14 protein-coding genes are annotated in these 17,382 nt (G+C 37.5%); 11 read left to right on the top strand and 3 right to left on the bottom strand.

The window, feature by feature from the left end:
• Nucleotides 1-223 precede the first annotated feature (223 nt).
• From ASE01S_RS10125 to ASE01S_RS10085, 9 genes are all read left to right on the top strand, one after another.
• A complete protein-coding gene (locus ASE01S_RS10125) occupies nucleotides 224-2,155 on the top strand; it encodes a BglG family transcription antiterminator (RefSeq protein ID WP_083512097.1) in 1,932 nt (643 codons plus the stop codon).
• 156 nt (nucleotides 2,156-2,311) lie between these two features.
• The gene (locus ASE01S_RS10120; RefSeq protein ID WP_067841710.1) at nucleotides 2,312-3,397 is read left to right on the top strand and encodes a DUF871 domain-containing protein; all 1,086 of its coding nucleotides are present in this window, start codon (nucleotides 2,312-2,314) and stop codon (nucleotides 3,395-3,397) included.
• A gap of 40 nt (nucleotides 3,398-3,437) precedes the next feature.
• The gene (locus ASE01S_RS10115; RefSeq protein ID WP_373277946.1) at nucleotides 3,438-3,755 is read left to right on the top strand and encodes a PTS sugar transporter subunit IIB; all 318 of its coding nucleotides are present in this window, start codon (nucleotides 3,438-3,440) and stop codon (nucleotides 3,753-3,755) included.
• 135 nt (nucleotides 3,756-3,890) lie between these two features.
• Entirely contained in the window at nucleotides 3,891-4,208 is a 318-nt protein-coding gene (locus tag ASE01S_RS10110) for a PTS sugar transporter subunit IIA (protein ID WP_067841708.1), read from the top strand.
• 101 nt (nucleotides 4,209-4,309) lie between these two features.
• Nucleotides 4,310-4,954 carry a DUF3889 domain-containing protein gene (locus ASE01S_RS10105; protein ID WP_067841706.1) on the top strand — a complete coding sequence of 215 codons (645 nt, stop codon included), beginning with the start codon at nucleotides 4,310-4,312 and terminating at the stop codon, nucleotides 4,952-4,954.
• 516 nt (nucleotides 4,955-5,470) lie between these two features.
• Nucleotides 5,471-7,189 (top strand): carbohydrate-binding module family 20 domain-containing protein, encoded by a 1,719-nt coding sequence (locus ASE01S_RS10100; RefSeq protein ID WP_067841704.1) that lies wholly within the window; start codon nucleotides 5,471-5,473, stop codon nucleotides 7,187-7,189.
• Between the two features lie 436 nt (nucleotides 7,190-7,625).
• Nucleotides 7,626-8,309: a uracil-DNA glycosylase gene (locus tag ASE01S_RS10095; protein ID WP_067841702.1), complete on the top strand. Its 684-nt coding sequence runs from the start codon at nucleotides 7,626-7,628 to the stop codon at nucleotides 8,307-8,309.
• Between the two features lie 204 nt (nucleotides 8,310-8,513).
• On the top strand, nucleotides 8,514-9,956 hold the full coding sequence (locus ASE01S_RS10090; RefSeq protein WP_067841700.1) for a gluconokinase: 1,443 nt from the start codon (nucleotides 8,514-8,516) through the stop codon (nucleotides 9,954-9,956).
• Between the two features lie 50 nt (nucleotides 9,957-10,006).
• Nucleotides 10,007-10,462, top strand: coding sequence for an 8-oxo-dGTP diphosphatase (locus ASE01S_RS10085; RefSeq protein WP_067841698.1), 456 nt, complete (start codon nucleotides 10,007-10,009; stop codon nucleotides 10,460-10,462).
• Nucleotides 10,463-11,016: 554 nt separating this feature from the next.
• On the opposite strand, the gene ASE01S_RS10080 is transcribed toward ASE01S_RS10085, so the two are convergent.
• The gene (locus tag ASE01S_RS10080) at nucleotides 11,017-11,868 is read right to left on the bottom strand and encodes an Rgg family transcriptional regulator (protein ID WP_067841696.1); all 852 of its coding nucleotides are present in this window, start codon (nucleotides 11,866-11,868) and stop codon (nucleotides 11,017-11,019) included.
• A 371-nt stretch (nucleotides 11,869-12,239) separates the two neighbouring features.
• Here ASE01S_RS10080 and ASE01S_RS10075 point away from each other — a divergent pair, with 371 nt between their 5' ends.
• Nucleotides 12,240-12,905 (top strand): response regulator transcription factor, encoded by a 666-nt coding sequence (locus tag ASE01S_RS10075; RefSeq protein WP_067841695.1) that lies wholly within the window; start codon nucleotides 12,240-12,242, stop codon nucleotides 12,903-12,905.
• 327 nt (nucleotides 12,906-13,232) lie between these two features.
• On the opposite strand, the gene ASE01S_RS10070 is transcribed toward ASE01S_RS10075, so the two are convergent.
• The gene (locus ASE01S_RS10070; protein ID WP_067841693.1) at nucleotides 13,233-13,997 is read right to left on the bottom strand and encodes an AraC family transcriptional regulator; all 765 of its coding nucleotides are present in this window, start codon (nucleotides 13,995-13,997) and stop codon (nucleotides 13,233-13,235) included.
• A gap of 711 nt (nucleotides 13,998-14,708) precedes the next feature.
• Nucleotides 14,709-15,191, bottom strand: coding sequence for a hypothetical protein (locus ASE01S_RS10065; protein WP_067841691.1), 483 nt, complete (start codon nucleotides 15,189-15,191; stop codon nucleotides 14,709-14,711).
• A 956-nt stretch (nucleotides 15,192-16,147) separates the two neighbouring features.
• On the opposite strand from ASE01S_RS10065, the gene ASE01S_RS10060 reads away from it, so the two are divergent.
• Nucleotides 16,148-17,326, top strand: a complete 1,179-nt coding sequence (locus ASE01S_RS10060; RefSeq protein ID WP_067841689.1) for a sugar ABC transporter substrate-binding protein — start codon at nucleotides 16,148-16,150, stop codon at nucleotides 17,324-17,326.
• Nucleotides 17,327-17,382 lie beyond the last annotated feature (56 nt).

The raw sequence follows: 17,382 nt of genomic DNA, 5'->3' as shown, positions 1-17,382 counted from the left end.
GTCATTTTATCATTCCATTCAGATAGTTTTTTGACTATTTCCTTCTTTATATACTCGATCATTTTCCCTAATCTTGTCTGTATAAATACTAGTTTATTTGTAATCTCCCTCTTATTGTTATGTTAGTTGTAGAGGACGATGACAAAGAAAAAGGGTAAAGCTTTATATACTTCCTGATTAGCCTCTTTTACTCAGTTAATCAAGCGACAAGGAGAGAAGGCACTTGAATTTACGATCAAAGCGGCAAAGGGACATTATTTTGTTTTTATTAAAGATGAATAAGCCTGTCATATCAGAATGGTTAGCTAAAGAATTAGGAGTTAGTGGTCGCACAATACGTAATGAAATCAAATTAATCCAACAAGAATCGCAATCATCTGGTTTCACGATTGAATCGATTAGGGGGAAAGGTTACCTACTAAATATACGGAATCAGGCATTATTTAAGCCATTGCTAAAGCAATTAGAAGCTGAAGATGATGATAAATTAGGCGACTTTGCTAAACAAAATAATCGGGTGCTGTATATGCTAAGACGACTTTTATTAGAAAAGAATCCTGTTAAGTTGGAAAGCTTTACAGATGAAATGTTTGTCTCCTTGTCGACCATTCAAAACGATATCAAAATGGTCAAAAAGATATTGGGGAAATATCACTTGAAACTAACGAATCGTCCTCACTATGGTTCAAAAGTGGAGGGTGAGGAGTATATGAAGCGATTATGCTTATCGAATTCCTTGATTAGTCGGGACCAGGATGCCTTTCTAGGCAATGATCCTTTGCAGCTCATTGACCAAGAGTTATTTGAAAAGATCAAGGAAGTCATTATAAAAAAGGTGAACCAGTATAAAATTGACATTTCTGATATTGCTTTAGAGAATTTAGCTACACATATAGCAATTGCTTGTAAGAGAATAGAAGAAGGATTTTTCATTGAACAATTGACTGATGTTTTAATCGATGAATATCCTTTTGAAAAAATAGTTGCCAAAGAGATCATTAATGAGGTTGAAAATTATACGGGATTAACTTTTCCGAATGCGGAGATGGATTACATTATTGTTCATTTATTAGGGACCAAGCTATTACACAAAAAGGCGTTATTCGAATTTAGTAAGTTTGATGAAGTGGGGATCATTGTCAATGATATACTAGAACGGCTACGAAGAGAACTTAATTGGGATTTTAGTAATGACGATGAATTTATTCAGGCGTTAACCTTACATATTCGCCCTGCTATGGATCGTTTACGCTACAATATGAATATCCGAAATCCATTATTAAATGATATCAAGATCAAATATCCAGCAGCATTTGAAGGAGCTATTATTGCTAGTAAATGTATAGAAGAATATTTACAAATTGAAGTTATTGAACACGAGATTGCGTACATTGCTCTTCATATTGGTGTAGCATTAGAGCGGATGAAATCTAAAAGAAAAATAAAGAAAAAGGTACTGATTGTATGTGCATCTGGGGTGGGTAGCGCCAAATTACTTTATTTTCGCTTGCAAAATTTATTTGAACAAGAAATGGAGATCATAGCGGCAATTAACTATTATAATTTAGCTTCGTATGACTTATCAACCATTGATCTTATTATAAGTACAGTCCCTGTTACGGAAGATTTTGGGGTGCCTGTTCAAGTTGTCAGTACGTTCTTAGAGGACAAGGACATCGACTCTATTAAAAATATGATTACAATCGCTACACAAAAAAATCAAATTGAAACATATTTACAGCCTTCTAGGGTTTTTCTTCAACAAGATTTGCCGAATAAAGAAAGTGTTATTACCTTTCTTTGTGATCAATTGTATGAGCAAAACCTCGTACAGAAGGATTATGTCAATCTTGTGTTAGAAAGAGAAGCGGTCTCACCGACAAGTTTCGGAAATTTAGTCGCGATCCCACACCCGATAACGCCAGTAACCGAAGAGGCATTTTGGACGGTATGTACATTAGCACGCCCGATTCAGTGGCATGACCAACAAATGGTTCAATTTATTTGTTTGTTAAACATTAAAAAAGGGGCTCAAGGTGACTTAGATCATATGTTTAAAACACTTATCTCTATTATTGAAAATAAAGTCACTGTCGAAAAATTAATACAGAGTAAGTCGTCGGAAGAACTGATTGAAGTGTTGAAAAATAAATGAGCAAGTCCCCACTGACGAAGTTTCACTTTATCATAAGTTTTTCCCGTTATTATTTTCCCGTTATTAATGGAAAAAACTCAAAGCGAAACTTAACCGCTTTCGTTGTAAAATATAAGTATAATATGTAGACATTTACCTTGTGCTAGGAGGGTGGAAATGGTCAATATAGGTTTATCTATTTACCCGGCAAAAAGTACCTTTGCCCAGGACAAAGAATATCTTGATCTTGCAAGGAAATACGGCTTTACTAAAATTTTCACAAGCTTGTTAGAGATAGAAGGTGATGCAGATCAGGTCATTAATCAATTCAAGAGAATAATGGACTATGGCAATTCGATTGGGATGGAAACGATTTTGGATATCAATCCGGGATTGTTTAAACAACTGAACATTAGCTATGATGATCTTAGTTTCTTTAAGGAGTTAGGAGCAGCAGGAATCCGTTTGGATCTTGGTTTTACTGGGTTAGAAGAAGCTTCAATGACAAAGAATCGATACGGTTTGAAGATTGAAGTAAATATGAGTAGTGGCACGAAATATATCGAAAATATTTTAAGTTACCATCCAAATAGGGATAACCTTTGTGGATCTCATAACTTTTATCCTCAAACGTACTCAGGTTTATCGCAGTCCCATTTTGAGGAAACAACAGCTCTATTTAACAAACACAATATTGTTACAGCGGCTTTTGTCACATCACAAGAAGGTGAGCTGGGCCCATGGCCAGTTCAGTCAGGATTATGTACGTTAGAGCAACATCGAAACCTAGATATTCAAACACAAGTGACGCATTATCGACTGATGGGTACAATTGATGATTTATTAATTGGTAATGCTTATGCAAGTGAAGGGGAATTAAAAAGAATGGCAGCGGCCTGCTTAGACTTACATCCAAATTTTGAACTTGAATTAATCGACGGCCTATCCGATGTAGAAAAGAAGATTATTCTTGATGAGATTCATCTTTATAGAGGAGATCGCTCGGAATATATGATTCGTTCCACTTCAACACGAATTAAATATAAAAATGAAAGTATCCCAGCGCATCATACAAAACCAATTAAAAAAGGTGATGTTTTAATTTGTAACGACGACTTTGGCCAGTACAAAGGGGAAGCACAAATCGCTATCAAAGATATGAAGAATGAAGGAAACCGAAATGTCATTGGACAACTAAAAAAAGATACGATCTTTTTATTAGATTACCTTAAGCCGTGGTCAACTTTTAAATTTTCACTTTAAAGAATAAGGATTAGAAATATTGTTTAGGAGGGGAATACCTGTGAAAACCATTATGTTAGTTTGCTCAGCAGGAATGAGCACAAGCCTGTTAGTAACAAAAATGCAAAAAGAAGCTCAGGCGAGAAATATCGAAGCAGATATTTTTGCAGTTTCTGCTTCAGAAGTAGACCTGATTTTATCAAAGAAGTCTATCGATGTCTTATTACTTGGCCCGCAGGTTCGTTATATGAAAGCTCAATTTGAATCAAAATTAAAAGGAAATAACATTCCTGTTGATACCATCAATATGCAGGATTATGGCTTAATGAATGGTGAGAAGGTTTTAGCACAAGTGCTAAAATTATTGGATAAAAACTAACCAATTCTGAAAACGCTTACTAAAAAATGCTAACGAATGAGTTAATAAATACCTAGTGGTTTGCTTTTCCATTGCTACACCTGCAGAATAAAGCAAAAATAGAGGTATGCGATCTACGAGAAGGATGTGAAAATAATGATTAATGAAAGTATAGATAGGATTGCTTTTCAAATGATTAGTAATGTTGGATCTGCAAAAAGTTTAGTAATGGAAGCTCTTTATGCTGCTAAGGAAGGAAATTTTACTCTAGCTGAAGAAAAATTAGCACAAGCAAAGGAATATTTTGTTGAGGGACACAAAGTCCATGCTACTTTAATACAAAAGGAAGCTGCTGGTGATAAGGTTGACTTTTCTTTACTCTTTATGCATGCGGAAGATCAGTTAATCAGTACAGAAACGATCAATGAATTAGTGAAAGAGATGATCGAATTGTATAAAAGAATCGATAATTAAAAAAATCAAATGGGTTAATAGCCTAAAATATAGGGATTTGTCACAACCGATCTACTACAACGCATAAACTACATTATCTAAATGCCTATAGGAGGAAAGTTATGAATCCCTATTATATTAACCAAAATCAATATGTAAATTTTTATCCTTATCAGCTACCAAGCTTTGATGGTTATTTGCCGTACCAGTCAACAACATGGCAGCGACAAAACATGATCAGGGGGCAAGCAACTTGGACAGACGGGGGAGAAAGAACGCAATGCGGTATACCATGGTCTCATAATCAATATATGACAGTTGCCGTATCTACGACTGCTCCATATCAATGTGGTCAGACATTAAAAGTACGTAATCTGGATGATCCTAGCGATCGGGAAGTGATCGTGACGATCGTGGATAGAGTCCAAGGTTATCCGAATAATAAAATCAATCTCCATCGCAGAGCATTTCAGGCGTTAGGTGCTAATCTAGCACAAGGGGTAATTAATATTGAATTCGAGCCGACACCACAGCTTGAGGAGGAAAGATGGGGAAAGTATTTGCTTGAGTTGGCTCAGGTGGCTTATCCTAGTTACCAAGTATCGGATTATCAGTTTGTCTCGCGTACACAGCCAAGCGCTAACCAGGTGAAGGAAGAGTATGATTATGTGCTCCAATCGATGCAGGAGACGGTTAGAGTCAGAGGCACAGTAATTTATAACCCGACAACTGAGCGTGTGATTGCTTTCGATATTAAAGAGATCTAGCTCGTAAAATCCGCCTAAAGTGAAACTTCGTTCAGTGGGGGGCGACGGATAGGATGTGCTCGTGCAGATGTTGCGACACGACGTCGCAAACTTAGTCAGCTTCCACTCTCCCCACTGAACGTGAGTTGAACCAATCGGGCCGTTACTGGCTAATTGGATCTCCCACTTAGCCATGACGTGTTCCCCTGATTTCTTGAAGTGGGAATTTTCCACACTGTGATAAATAAAGGGATTGGAAAATTATAGAACAAGCAATTTAATAAAATTAAGATAATCTGAGCTTAATTTTTTTTAACGACTAATGAAAACGTTTGCATATTTAACTTAGTATCTTTAATATAAATAAATAACACTCAACAATGGAATGGTCCATTTCATTGTTGTTGTAATAGAGTTTTTAAAGGAGGGAGGATGGTGCAAACGCTAAGCGAATAAAACTTAGCCCCAAATGATTACTCATCGGAGATGACGAACTAAGACAAAAGCAAAATCGAGTCAATCTAAAGGAGCGTGTTCATGAGAAAACGGCTTTTATATTCTGTTGTTTTAATCGTAACCGTACTGTTATCAGGATTTTTAATTAATTCTTCTGTTCAGGCTAGTGAATCTGAGCGACTCACCGAACAGCGGATGCTACCGGCCAATCCAGAAGATGGAGCTATCTTTCATGCATGGAATTGGTCCTTTGATACCATTAGGGAAAACCTTGAAGCATTAGCTGAGGCAGGATTTAATACCGTTCAAACATCACCAATTCAGGGTGTCAAAGAGCCTTTGATTAGCGGAAGCCAATGGTGGATTCTATATCAGCCGATTAATTTCCGTATTGGCAATAGTCAACTAGGTGATCGAGAAGCATTCAGACGCTTATGTGAAGCAGCGGAACAATATGGGATTAATATCATAGTAGATGTGATTGCTAACCATATGGGCAATGCTGGAGGAGGTGATCTTAAGTATACGCCTAGTCCAAATGTTGATCCGGTCATTCTTAACAATCCTGATTTCTGGCGTGAGGCAAGAGGGGTCGAGAATTGGAATGATCGTTACCAAGTGACACATTGGGGGATAGGATTACCCGATTTAAACACAGCGAACCAGGAACTTCAAGATATGGTCATTGATTTTTTAAATGAAGCTATTCAATTGGGTGTGGATGGATTTCGTTTCGATGCTGCCAAGCATATTGAACTTCCCAATGATGTGGTAGGATCGAATTTTTGGCCGAGAGTACTAGGTTCATTAACGAATCGTGATGATCTCTTCATATACGGTGAGGTACTTCAAGGTGGTGCTGATCATTTTACTGGCTATGCCGAATATATGCATGTCACTCCTTCACATTATGGAGATCGTGTTAGGAGTGCGGTAGGCTTTAACAGTAATCGTAATGTTCATGAGACTCGAAACTATGGCGTAAATGTTGACCCTTCAAAATTAGTGACATGGGTAGAATCGCATGATACGTATGCGAATGACTCAGAAGAATCTACGGCGATGACAGAATGGCAGCTTAGAATGGGCTGGGCTTTGATTGCAAGCAGAGCTCAATCCACCCCTTTATATTTTAATCGACCTGCTGGAAGTGGTAAATTTGCTACTCAATTAGGGACAGCAGGAAATGAATGGTGGAGGCATAGAGATATTGTTGCAGTTAATCATTTCCGAAATGCCATGGTTGGCGAAGAGGAATATTTACGTCCATTGAATAATGATCTTATGTTAATAGAGCGTGGAAGCAAGGGGATGACCATAATCAATCTTGGTGGTCAAACCGGCATTAATTCCGCTACGAATCTTGCTGATGGCAGTTATACCAATAAGGCAAGTGGTCAAGAGGTATTTACAGTCTCGAATGGGAGGATTACTGGTACGATTTCAGCTGGTCGTATTGCTGTACTATATGATGGAGAAGATAATGAGGACGGTGAACCAGATCACGAGCTTGTACCTGTTACCTTTAATATAAACAATGCCACAACCAATTGGGGGCAAAATATTTATATTGTAGGTGATCTAGCTGAGCTTGGTAGCTGGGAGCCGAGCCGAGCTGTAGCAGCAGCGATTACAAACTATCCAAGCTGGCAAGCAACGGTTTACCTTCCAATAGGGACCCGCTTCGAATTTAAAGCGATCAAGAGGAACGGTGACCAAGTCGATTGGGAAAGCGGGAATAATCGCGTTCACACTGTTACAGCAAATCAAAATGTTATTAACTTTAACTTCAATCACTAGGTTAAGATAGCGACCGACATTTTATTATTTATTCGAAAATAGACTTTGAAGAAGTTAAATTTTTACAACACTTAGCCGTATGAAATCTTAAGCTTTTTCCTGATTTCATACGGTTCTTTGATCATCATTCAGTAGAAGTCTTCACTTTCAAAGTAGTGAGAGGAATGCTTATTTATCTTTCACTCAAGTGGGGTCAACCCCGGCTGAATAAAGTTAAAGCCTTCGGTAGATGCCACAGCATTCTGTGGGAATTTACCGAGCTTCGCTCGGTAAAATAACAATTGATCATCTTCAAACAGAAGACTTCCTCTATTCTTACTTAGTTGTTTGTTTCTATTAAAGCAATGCTTTTGTCTTAAAATCTAACACACCTTGATTGTTGCTTAATATGGTAAACTAGTCATTAAGAACAGATTGGAAAAGGTTGTGATGTTTTATGGCGAAGCAAATTTTACATAATGATTGGGCGGAGCAATTAGAAGTAGAGTTTAACAAGCCATATTATGTTAAGCTCCGTCAATTTTTAAAACAAGAATATCAGACCCAGGTCATTTATCCTGATATGTATGATATCTTTAATGCCCTGCACTACACGCCTTATGCAAACGTTAAGGTTGTTATTTTGGGGCAGGATCCTTATCATGGTCCAAACCAAGCACACGGGCTCAGCTTTTCTGTAAAGCCAGAGGTTCCAATTCCACCATCACTACAAAATATGTACAAGGAATTATCTAATGATTTAGGCTGTACCATCCCTAATCATGGTTATTTGGTTAAATGGGCAGAACAGGGCGTCTTGTTGTTAAATAATGTGCTCACTGTCCGTAGAGGCCAAGCACATTCACATAAAGGAATGGGCTGGGAAACATTTACGAATCGAGTAATTGAAGTGATTAATGATAAGCCAGAGCCTGTTGTCTACCTACTATGGGGAGCTGCTGCACAAAAAAAGCAGGAAATGATTGATACCGATAAGCATTTTATTATTAAATCGCCACATCCAAGCCCACTATCTGCACATCGGGGCTTCTTTGGCAGTAAGCCTTTTTCAAAAGCAAATGCCTATTTACAAGAAGCTGGAAGAGAACCGATTGATTGGCAAATTGAAGAGTTGACATAGTTAGTATTTAAGAAAGTTAACATGACATTATTTAGAAGTTATTGAGCACGATGCATGAAAACAACAAATTGCGATGCCAGTTATACACAAGCATTCATGGTAAGCTATGCATCGGAGGATCAAGAAAAATATGCCGAAAAAGTTGTTGCATCTTTACGTCATCAGTTTGACGGGCACGACGTATGTGTTAGAGAGGAATAAAATATGACAATTATTGTTAGTGTTGATATTGGGACGACTAGTCTTAAAGCTATGATGTTTGATCAAGCCTATCAAGTGATTGACCAAAAAAAGATTGGCTATCCAACCATTCATCCAGATTTACATCAGGCAGAGCAAGACCCTGAGACCATTTATCGTGCTGTAGTAACAGCACTGACTGAGCTGAAGCATCCTGAACAACATCCTATTGACTATATCGTCTTTTCAAATGCGATGCATAGCATTATGGCTATTAACCAAGCTCATCAACCGTTGACCCCGTTATTAATCTGGTCGGATAATCGTGCTATCAAACAAATCGATTGGTTTAAGCAACAACCAGAGGCGTTCAGCTTTTTTCAAAAAACGGGTACGCCGATTCACCCGATGAGCCCTTTTGCTAAATTACTATGGTTTAAACGAGAAACAGGACTGATCGAACAAGCAGCTAAGTTTATTGGTATGAAGGAGTATATTTGGTTTCAGTTAACAGGGAGTTTTCAGGTTGACTATTCGACTGCCTCAGCCACAGGTTTGTTTAATCATCAAACACTTAGCTGGGATGAACAAATTTTACAATATATCGGTATTGAACCAAAGCAATTGCCAGATTTGATTCCAGTTCAAACAACAAGTCTGATCAAGGATGAGGCAATCTTAGCTCTTGAGCTGATAACCCCTGACACAAAACTGATGATAGGTGCTAGTGATGGTGTGCTAGCAAACCTAGCAATCGATATGATCAATTCATCAATAGCAAATATGACAGTAGGAACGAGTGGAGCGATTCGTTTATCTGTCGATAAGCCCATTCTTGAACCTGAAGGGCGTCTCTTTTGTTATTATCTTTCTCCGAAGAAATGGGTTGTGGGTGGAGCGGTCAATAATGGTGGAAACGTGTTGAAATGGCTAGATCAGTTGTTATTTGAACAGCCAGGTAGACTCTACCAAGAGCTCGAACAAATAAGCTTTGAAGCGATTAATCATCAAAAGGATCCGTTATTATTTTTACCACACTTAAATGGGGAACGTGCACCATTTTGGGATAGCCATTTGACAGGTCAGTTTTATGGTTTAACCACATATCACCAAAAAAGGGATTTGATCCGTGCTGCTGTGGAAGGCATCTTTTTTAATCTCTATGATGTGTATAAGATGCTAGTGCAGGTAACAGGTCAAATAAATGGTATTTGTGTATCCGGAGGTCTCTTTACCAATACCAATCTCATTCAATTAGCTGCTGATATCTTTGGTGTATCGTTTTACTTAACCGAATCTATTGAACAGAGTAGTTTAGGAGCTGCTATGTTAGTATCTAGCCATACCGTTACTCAGGCTCCAACAAAGCTTTATCAGCCTAATATGGGAAGACATGATGACTATCAAAGTAAATATCATTATTATCAAAAGGTGTTAACACATAGCCGAGCATTGAAGCCTTCTTAAAGCTTCTTTAATGCTATAATAATAGCATCTTGTTTGATGGGGTGGTATTGATGGCTACAAGTGAGCAAGCAATTTTTACGAACATGTGTATGATTTATGATCAATATGGCCATGTGCTCGTCCAGGATCGAGTTAATCCAAATTGGCCGGGTATTACCTTTCCAGGTGGTCATGTTGAGAAAGGTGAGTCTTTTACCGATTCTGTTATTAGAGAGGTCTGGGAAGAAACTGGCCTAACCATTCAGGCGCCTATTTTATCTGGGATTAAGCAATTTCAAACGAAGCAAGATCAACGTTATATTGTCTTGATGTATAAAACAAACCAATTTAAGGGTGAGTTAGTTTCTTCGGAAGAGGGTGAAGTATTTTGGATCCCTAGAGCTGAACTGCTAAACTATCAGCTTGCCCCTGATTTTGAGCAAATGGTCAAGGTGATAGAGACAAACCATTTGAGCGAGCTATATTATTTTGAAGAAGAAAACCAGTCTAAGTTGAGCTTGTTTTAAACTTCATGTAGCAGAAGTCTCCCACTTCGATAAGGTGGTGAGATGAATGCTATTTGTATCTCATTTAGAGGGGGGCAAATCTTGGCTGAATCAAGTTAAAGCTGCTGGTGGATGCCACAGATTGTCAGCGGAAAGTTATCGAGCTTAGCTCGATAAAATCTCGGCGCAAATAAGCCAGGGTGTATTTGATAGCTTGTTTCAAAAATTAATACATAAAGATTTTAAAAAGTGTATTGCATCGCTCTATGTCTTTACAGAAACGGGCACATGATCATTGATGTGCTTCCTTAAAGGTAGATAGATTACCTTAAGGGAAGAATATCAGCCATGTGCCCGTTTTATAAATGAATTGTTATTCTGATATAGGCAAAGATGATTTTCTTGGCAACTGGAAGCTATTAATCTCAGCCTCGCCACAACCAAACGGATAAAAGAGTTATAATTTCCGATTAGAATCCAACAATAATCCATTCAGGCATAAAAAAAACCTCCTATTTGTTTTCTTTTTTTAAGAATAGAAAACAAATAGGAGTTTTAATTAAAACACTGTTTATTTACAGTAATCGCTGGGTCCAATCCTTGAACATTTTCAGCATGTGGGTCATAGAAAGTGTTTCCATAATAGTGAAGCTACTTTCAATTTTATCTAGTCCCTGCTCATTTCGATTGACAAGCTTGTCAACTAAACCGTCACACCAGAGCAATACAGTACGTGAAAACATTGCTCGTTCATCAGTCTTTTGAGATTGAATCATTTGATTAATTTCCTTCGCTTCAGTCAAGGCCTGATGCTCTAAGCATAAACAAATAACATTAACTGAGAGTAATGTTTCCTCGTGCGTAGTTTTATGGAGTTTTTGCGTTTTTGAAAAGGTGCGGTACGCTTTTTTATACAAGGTTAAAATGGTTGACAAGTCACCGAAAGCAAATAATGTATTGCTGAAAAGACTGACTTCATAGTAACCCCATTCTTCACATTGAATTAAGTAATTCTTAATTGGTAAAATTAACCTCTTAGTTATTTTCTTTTGTGTGACTGCAGCTAGATAAATTTCAGTTAAGAGATGAAGATGGTGGTACTTGATTTGATTGGTTAATTGATACTCGTTCAAGGCTTTACTGGATACTTCTTTTAATCCATCTAAATCCTTTGTACCATAATAGCGAATTAATTCTCTGCCCCAAATCGTATAGAAATCTTGTTCAGATTCATTGTGTAAATAATGAAACTCTTCATATGATATATTTAGATTATTAAGTATCTGGTAGAAAGTATCAGCAGATACAGAGATTTGTCCTTTTTCAAAACGCCAATAATTGCCTGGATCAATCATGTCCCCACAAATATGTCTAATTTTAATTTTTTTCATCTTTCTAATTTTTGCGATCGTTGCTCCTAGCGACATAGTCATCTCATCCTCATTCTTTAGCATCATTTCAACTAAGTTTATTTTAAAGGGCAGCAATTAAATACTCAAGCAGTTGGTTAGAAAAAAGATGTAAATTTACAGTGATTCAATTATTTTTTCATAGTTTGTGTGATAGTCATAATTTAATAGGATTTTAAACACATAATACGAAACTTCAATCAGTGGAGTGATGCCTACATGATGTAGATCATGCAGAAGTTAACACAAACGTGGCGGCTCTAGTCAGCTCTCTTCTTCCACTGATTGTGAGTTGAATGAGTAAGGACATTAGTGTCTGTTATCTGTCCTATTTCCTCACTTCATTATGAGAAGGGAACTTTACGGACGGTTATCTGTGATAAACGGGGGTGAGTGCAATAAAGCTGCTAATTCTAGATGATCAAGAGGGTGTAGGTGTTGGGCTGAAGTACATGATTTTAGATCATTCAACTATTGATGTGACCTACCGGAAAACATGTCTTAGGGAAGAAGTGATGGAACTCTATCAAAATTTTGATGTCTTTTTGATTGCGCTTAATCGGTCTAGTCATCAAGGACTTGAAACCGCATTGGAATTATTAAATATCGATCCGCAAGCTAACATCATTCTATTAACAGATTACGACTTTACGGAACATTTTAATTTCTTTATTGAATTAGGCTTTACAGCGTTTATCAGTAAATCCTCATCGAGTCGTCAGCTCATGCGAGCGATTGAGTGTGTAATAGACGGTGAAGTGGTGCTACCTCAGTCATTGCTACCGCAACTCCGTAAGCAAGATGTGCGAATTACCGAGGATGGTCATAATATAGACTTGACGGAAATTGAATCTAAAATTATCTGCTATTTAGCGTGCTTATTAAGTACCGAACAAATTGCCTACCAGCTTCATATGAGTAAGCGAAATGTTGAACGCTATTTAACTAGCATTTTCGATAAGCTAGGGGTAGCAAGTCGAAGCGAAGTATTGGATAAGTGTAAACAATTAGGGATCATTCCAGAGGCGCTACTACAGACAGAAGCTGTTTTTTAGCAAAAAATTATTAAATGATCGTGAAGGTAAAGCTTAACTTCATTTAGCAAAGTCTATGTGGTGAGAGGAGTACATAGCTGTATACCATTTGGTGAGGGTTCAACCCAGGATGAATAAAAAGTTAAAGACGCCGAAGGTTGCCACAGATTTTTAGCGGAGATTTATCGTGCTTTGCTCGATAAAAGCTGGACACAAATACTTTGATAGGTGCGATTCCGACAAATAGATAATTTCGACGGTATAGCTATTCAGAACGTGAAAAGGTCAGAAAAATAAGATTCTGTGATGGTATTTTCTTAGAATCTATTCGTAAGAATACTTATTCACTTAATTTAATCGTCTATATCTGCCCGGCGCTTCCCCATAATTTTTTTTAAATACACGATGAAAGTACGGATAGTTTCCAAATCCACAATTTTCTGCGATACGCTCTAATGTCATATTCGTATATTTCATTTGGTTGATAGCTGCTGTTAAACGGATATGTTGTGCATAGGCTATCATTGTTTGATTAGTATGTTCTTTAAATAAATGAACAGCCCGTGAAACACTCAGTTCTACATCTTCAGCTACTTCTTGGATGGTTAACGGACCTAAAGCGTGTGCTTCGATATAGCGCATCATACGTGTAACGACAAATGGTCGTTTTTTTGCTGATCGTGCGACCATTTCTTGTTGGATAAGTAAGCAAATACTTTTAAAAAAATGCTCCATTAGCTCTTGACTTTGCTCTGATGAGGGTCGTCTCATTTCAGTTGCTAAAAAATTGCACAATGTCGTGACTTGTTCGATATTACTAATTTTTACATGAAATGGCTTGGATAGATTCTCCCACCAGTTGTCGAGCCATTTCCCTTCACCAAATAAGTGGAAATCGCCACTTAACTGATTGGGCTCAATTTTTAATTGATAGCGATGGTGAGCGGGCACAATAATCATATCGCCTTTATCCAACGAATAGCTTTGCTGATTTAGCATGGCTTCGGCATGCCCTTCGGTTTGAAGTCGAATTAAAAAGGAATCAAAGCCTTGCTTTCTTGTTTCATCATAACCGTTAGTATGAAAAGAATAACCACAATGTCCCACCTTCATAGGCTCACCTCATTAGCAAGATCGTATATGTTTTGTCTTGTCTTATTTATATCAAAAAAACAAATAGAACACCACTAAAGTCATTCAAATCGATGACATGTTGCAAGTAGTTCTCCGCAGCGCATATCTGTTTCTAATGCAAGTAATACCAGTAAGTTAAAATGGTTCTCTGTATTATGGTACAAAGATGTTATCGAAATTTATAGTAATATATGCATTAATTTTTATTAGTGCATTACCCTGAAGGAAGGTGTCTAAAGTAATAAATTTGAATCAAAAGAACAATAGAGAAAGTACATGAAGAAGGGCTATGAGAGATAGAAAAATAACCCGCATCTAAATGATGAGGATTATTTTACGATTTCTTTAGTAAGCAATGACTTCTAAAGTATTGATAACCAAAGTAGAATTAACTTCTAGGTTATTGCCTACTGGATTAAGTATACTTGTATTACCTAATTGTTTTTTCCAATTTAACAATGATACCTATACATTTATTTGATAAATAATTTGAAAATTAGTGCATAATGGATCTACGTCAATACTTATGACACAAATAAGCTAATTTTCTTTTAGTGTTCTGAAGCTTATTTCAATAAATATGTGAAGGCATGACATGGAGCCTGAGAGACTAGCAGAAATATTATATAGATTTAGAAAAGCCGTGGATTCATTTTTCTTCAAACTGAATCCGCGACTTTTTATAATGATTTATGGTTGTAACCTCTGTAAAATACTGATCACACCATGATATGTATGATATCCAATTAGGTTGCCGTGCTTAAAGGCCCTATCTGATCTGCCTTGAAACTCTTCTATCCAGTTTCTATTTCCAGCTGAATCAGTTTTTGTGGTGTGCATTGTAAACTGAGCTGGAACGCCGGCTGCTTCCATTTGTATTGATTCGGTTGCTCTGTCAAAATCGAAAGTTAAGACAGCATGTTCCTTAAGGGAAATTTCTCCTGATTCATATAGCAATGTACTCATTTCTTTTAAGTTATCAAAGGTAGTATGAGTAACATCGTATTTTTGTGCAAGCTCTTGCCATATATTTGAGCTATTCTCTGCCGTTAAGGGTGCAGCTTTCTTTTCATTAATTTCTTTACTAAATTGCTCTTCCGTTTCTAAGTCTCTTACTGACCGTTTAGCAGCAAAGGTATATGACGAAATTGAAGCTGTGCGATTAATATTCATAGTCTACATGCTCCTGTATGCTTATTTTATTGCAGTGTAACTGGCTGGGGCTGCGATTACTCGCCCCATCGAAGGGCTTTTGTAAGACTCCCACTTCAGGAAATAAGGGTCTAAGTGGGAGATCCAACAGCCAGTAAAGGCCCGATTGGTTCAACTTAACGTTCAGTTGGGGAGAGAGGAAGCTGACTAAGTTCGCTGCGTCGTGTCTCAACGTCTGCACGAGCACATCCTATGCGTTGAACCCCCCACTGAATGAAGTTTCATTTTATCTAAAATTCATCCAAGCGCTCATTGTATTCCAAGGAGCGTTGATAGAGGTAGTTTGGTAAGTAAAACCTCCTAATGAATTTTTAATTCCTATATTTGTAATATCGACTCATTTACCAATATGTTTAGTGAAAATTAATACATTTTCTTACATTTTATATTATTGATTTATTCGGGAGATTAGTAATATTAATTATCTGAAACTCACGGTTCATACACTAAAAAATTCTTTATAATGGCAGTACAGGTGCTTCCCTGTCCAAATCCAAAATAAAGGATACCACATATGGACAAACATACTCTAAAAACATTATTTGATAAATGGATTGTCCCCATAAATATAAAAAATCCTAAAGAAAGTAAAAGGGTTATTACACAAAAAAGCTTACAACAAAGGCTTAGATAAAACTAATGTTACTTGCTCAATTACAAGGATTTAAGATCCTAATGCTTCAAATCCAACCTTGACCTGCTTGTTACTTAAACCTTTTTCCTCTCTATCGTTAAAATATTCCTTGCTTGACCCGAAAGACAAGAAACTGAAAGTCAAGTCATACTTTTAATCCACCTAAAAAAAATACAGAACAAGTTAAAAAATCACTATTGAATACGCTTACAAAATTAAATATACCCCCCTATACTTAAAGAGAAAGAAAAACTTGTTTAAAGAGAAAGGGGAAGTCATTTTTATGGTTAAAAAGAATAAAACACTTTGGTTATTAGGATTAGTTGCCTTATTTGCTCTTATGTTGGTTGGCTGTGCAAATAATACGGATGGTGATGATTCAAACACTGATCTTGATGAATCAGAGGAGGTTACAGCTGATCCAGGAGATGAAAGCAGTGAAGGTGGCCTTGATGTTGGGATTGTTTTACCTACCCGTGATGAGCCTCGATGGGTTCAGGATGAACAACGTTTTAAAGATGCATTAGCCGATTCTGACTACACGACAGAGATTTTGTTTAGCCAAGGCTCTTCAGCTAATGAGTTACAAAATGTTCAGACTTTAGTTAGTAAAGGGATTGATGTTTTAATAATTAGCCCACATGATGGGGATGCGGCAGGTGCAGCAGCAGAGGCTGCAGCAGCAGAGGGGATTACGGTTATTGCCTATGATCGTTTAATTACCAATTCAGATGCGGTTGATTATTATGTCACTTTTGATAGTGTTGCTGTAGGAGCAGCGCAAGGACAGTACTTAATCGACAATGTAGAAGGTACAGGTATACCACTCTATCTATATGCAGGTGCAGCATCCGATAACAATGCCTTCTTATTCTTTGAAGGAGCCTGGTCTGTGCTACAGCCAAAGATTGCTGATGGTACATTTGTCATTGCCAATTCCAGTGAAGCTGAAGCGTTAGCGGACAGTCCAGAATTATCACGTGATGAAATGGGACGTATTCTTGGTCAAATTACGACCAACTGGGATCCTAATGAAGCGATCAATAAAGCACAAACGCACTTAACAGCAGCTGGTGACGAGTTAAAAGGCGACGTGGCAATTTTAGCGCCAAATGATGGAACAGCACGTTCAATCGCTGATACATTTGCAACAGATAGTGATGTCACTAGCTTTGTTATCACAGGGCAGGATGCGGAGATGGCCTCTATTCAATATATTATTGATGGAAAACAATCAATGACAGTGTTTAAGGATGTCCGTCGTCTCGTTGAGGATGCAATGGGCATGGCTGTCACGATCCTAGATGGTGATACACCAGAAACAACAGGAAGTTATGATAACGGTGCCAAAGATGTTGAAGCGATGCAGTCAGAGGTTATCGTGGTTGATCAAGCCAATGTACAGGCAGAATTAATTGATTCTGGTTACTATGAGGCAAGTGACTTTACTGGTCTGGAATAAAACGTGAGGCGAAATGGTGATAGTTAACTATCACTGTTTCGTCCTTTAAGATCTTG

Origin of the sequence: Amphibacillus sediminis NBRC 103570 (assembly GCF_001552275.1) — a bacterium.
In the GTDB taxonomy this organism is placed as follows: Bacteria; Bacillota; Bacilli; order Bacillales; family Amphibacillaceae; genus Amphibacillus_B; species Amphibacillus_B sediminis.
This window is presented reverse-complemented; position numbering and strand designations above follow the sequence as displayed.

Bases quoted from the DNA above. Each gene is read 5' to 3' on its own strand.
- ASE01S_RS10120 (WP_067841710.1), top strand. From the start codon at position 2,312: ATGGTCAATATAGGTTTATCTATTTACCCGGCAAAAAGTACCTTTGCC.
- ASE01S_RS10110 (WP_067841708.1), top strand. From the start codon at position 3,891: ATGATTAATGAAAGTATAGATAGGATTGCTTTTCAAATGATTAGTAAT.
- ASE01S_RS10105 (WP_067841706.1), top strand. From the start codon at position 4,310: ATGAATCCCTATTATATTAACCAAAATCAATATGTAAATTTTTATCCT.
- ASE01S_RS10100 (WP_067841704.1), top strand. From the start codon at position 5,471: ATGAGAAAACGGCTTTTATATTCTGTTGTTTTAATCGTAACCGTACTG.
- ASE01S_RS10095 (WP_067841702.1), top strand. From the start codon at position 7,626: ATGGCGAAGCAAATTTTACATAATGATTGGGCGGAGCAATTAGAAGTA.
- ASE01S_RS10090 (WP_067841700.1), top strand. From the start codon at position 8,514: ATGACAATTATTGTTAGTGTTGATATTGGGACGACTAGTCTTAAAGCT.
- ASE01S_RS10085 (WP_067841698.1), top strand. From the start codon at position 10,007: ATGGCTACAAGTGAGCAAGCAATTTTTACGAACATGTGTATGATTTAT.
- ASE01S_RS10080 (WP_067841696.1), bottom strand. From the start codon at position 11,868: ATGTCGCTAGGAGCAACGATCGCAAAAATTAGAAAGATGAAAAAAATT.
- ASE01S_RS10070 (WP_067841693.1), bottom strand. From the start codon at position 13,997: ATGAAGGTGGGACATTGTGGTTATTCTTTTCATACTAACGGTTATGAT.
- ASE01S_RS10065 (WP_067841691.1), bottom strand. From the start codon at position 15,191: ATGAATATTAATCGCACAGCTTCAATTTCGTCATATACCTTTGCTGCT.
- ASE01S_RS10060 (WP_067841689.1), top strand. From the start codon at position 16,148: ATGGTTAAAAAGAATAAAACACTTTGGTTATTAGGATTAGTTGCCTTA.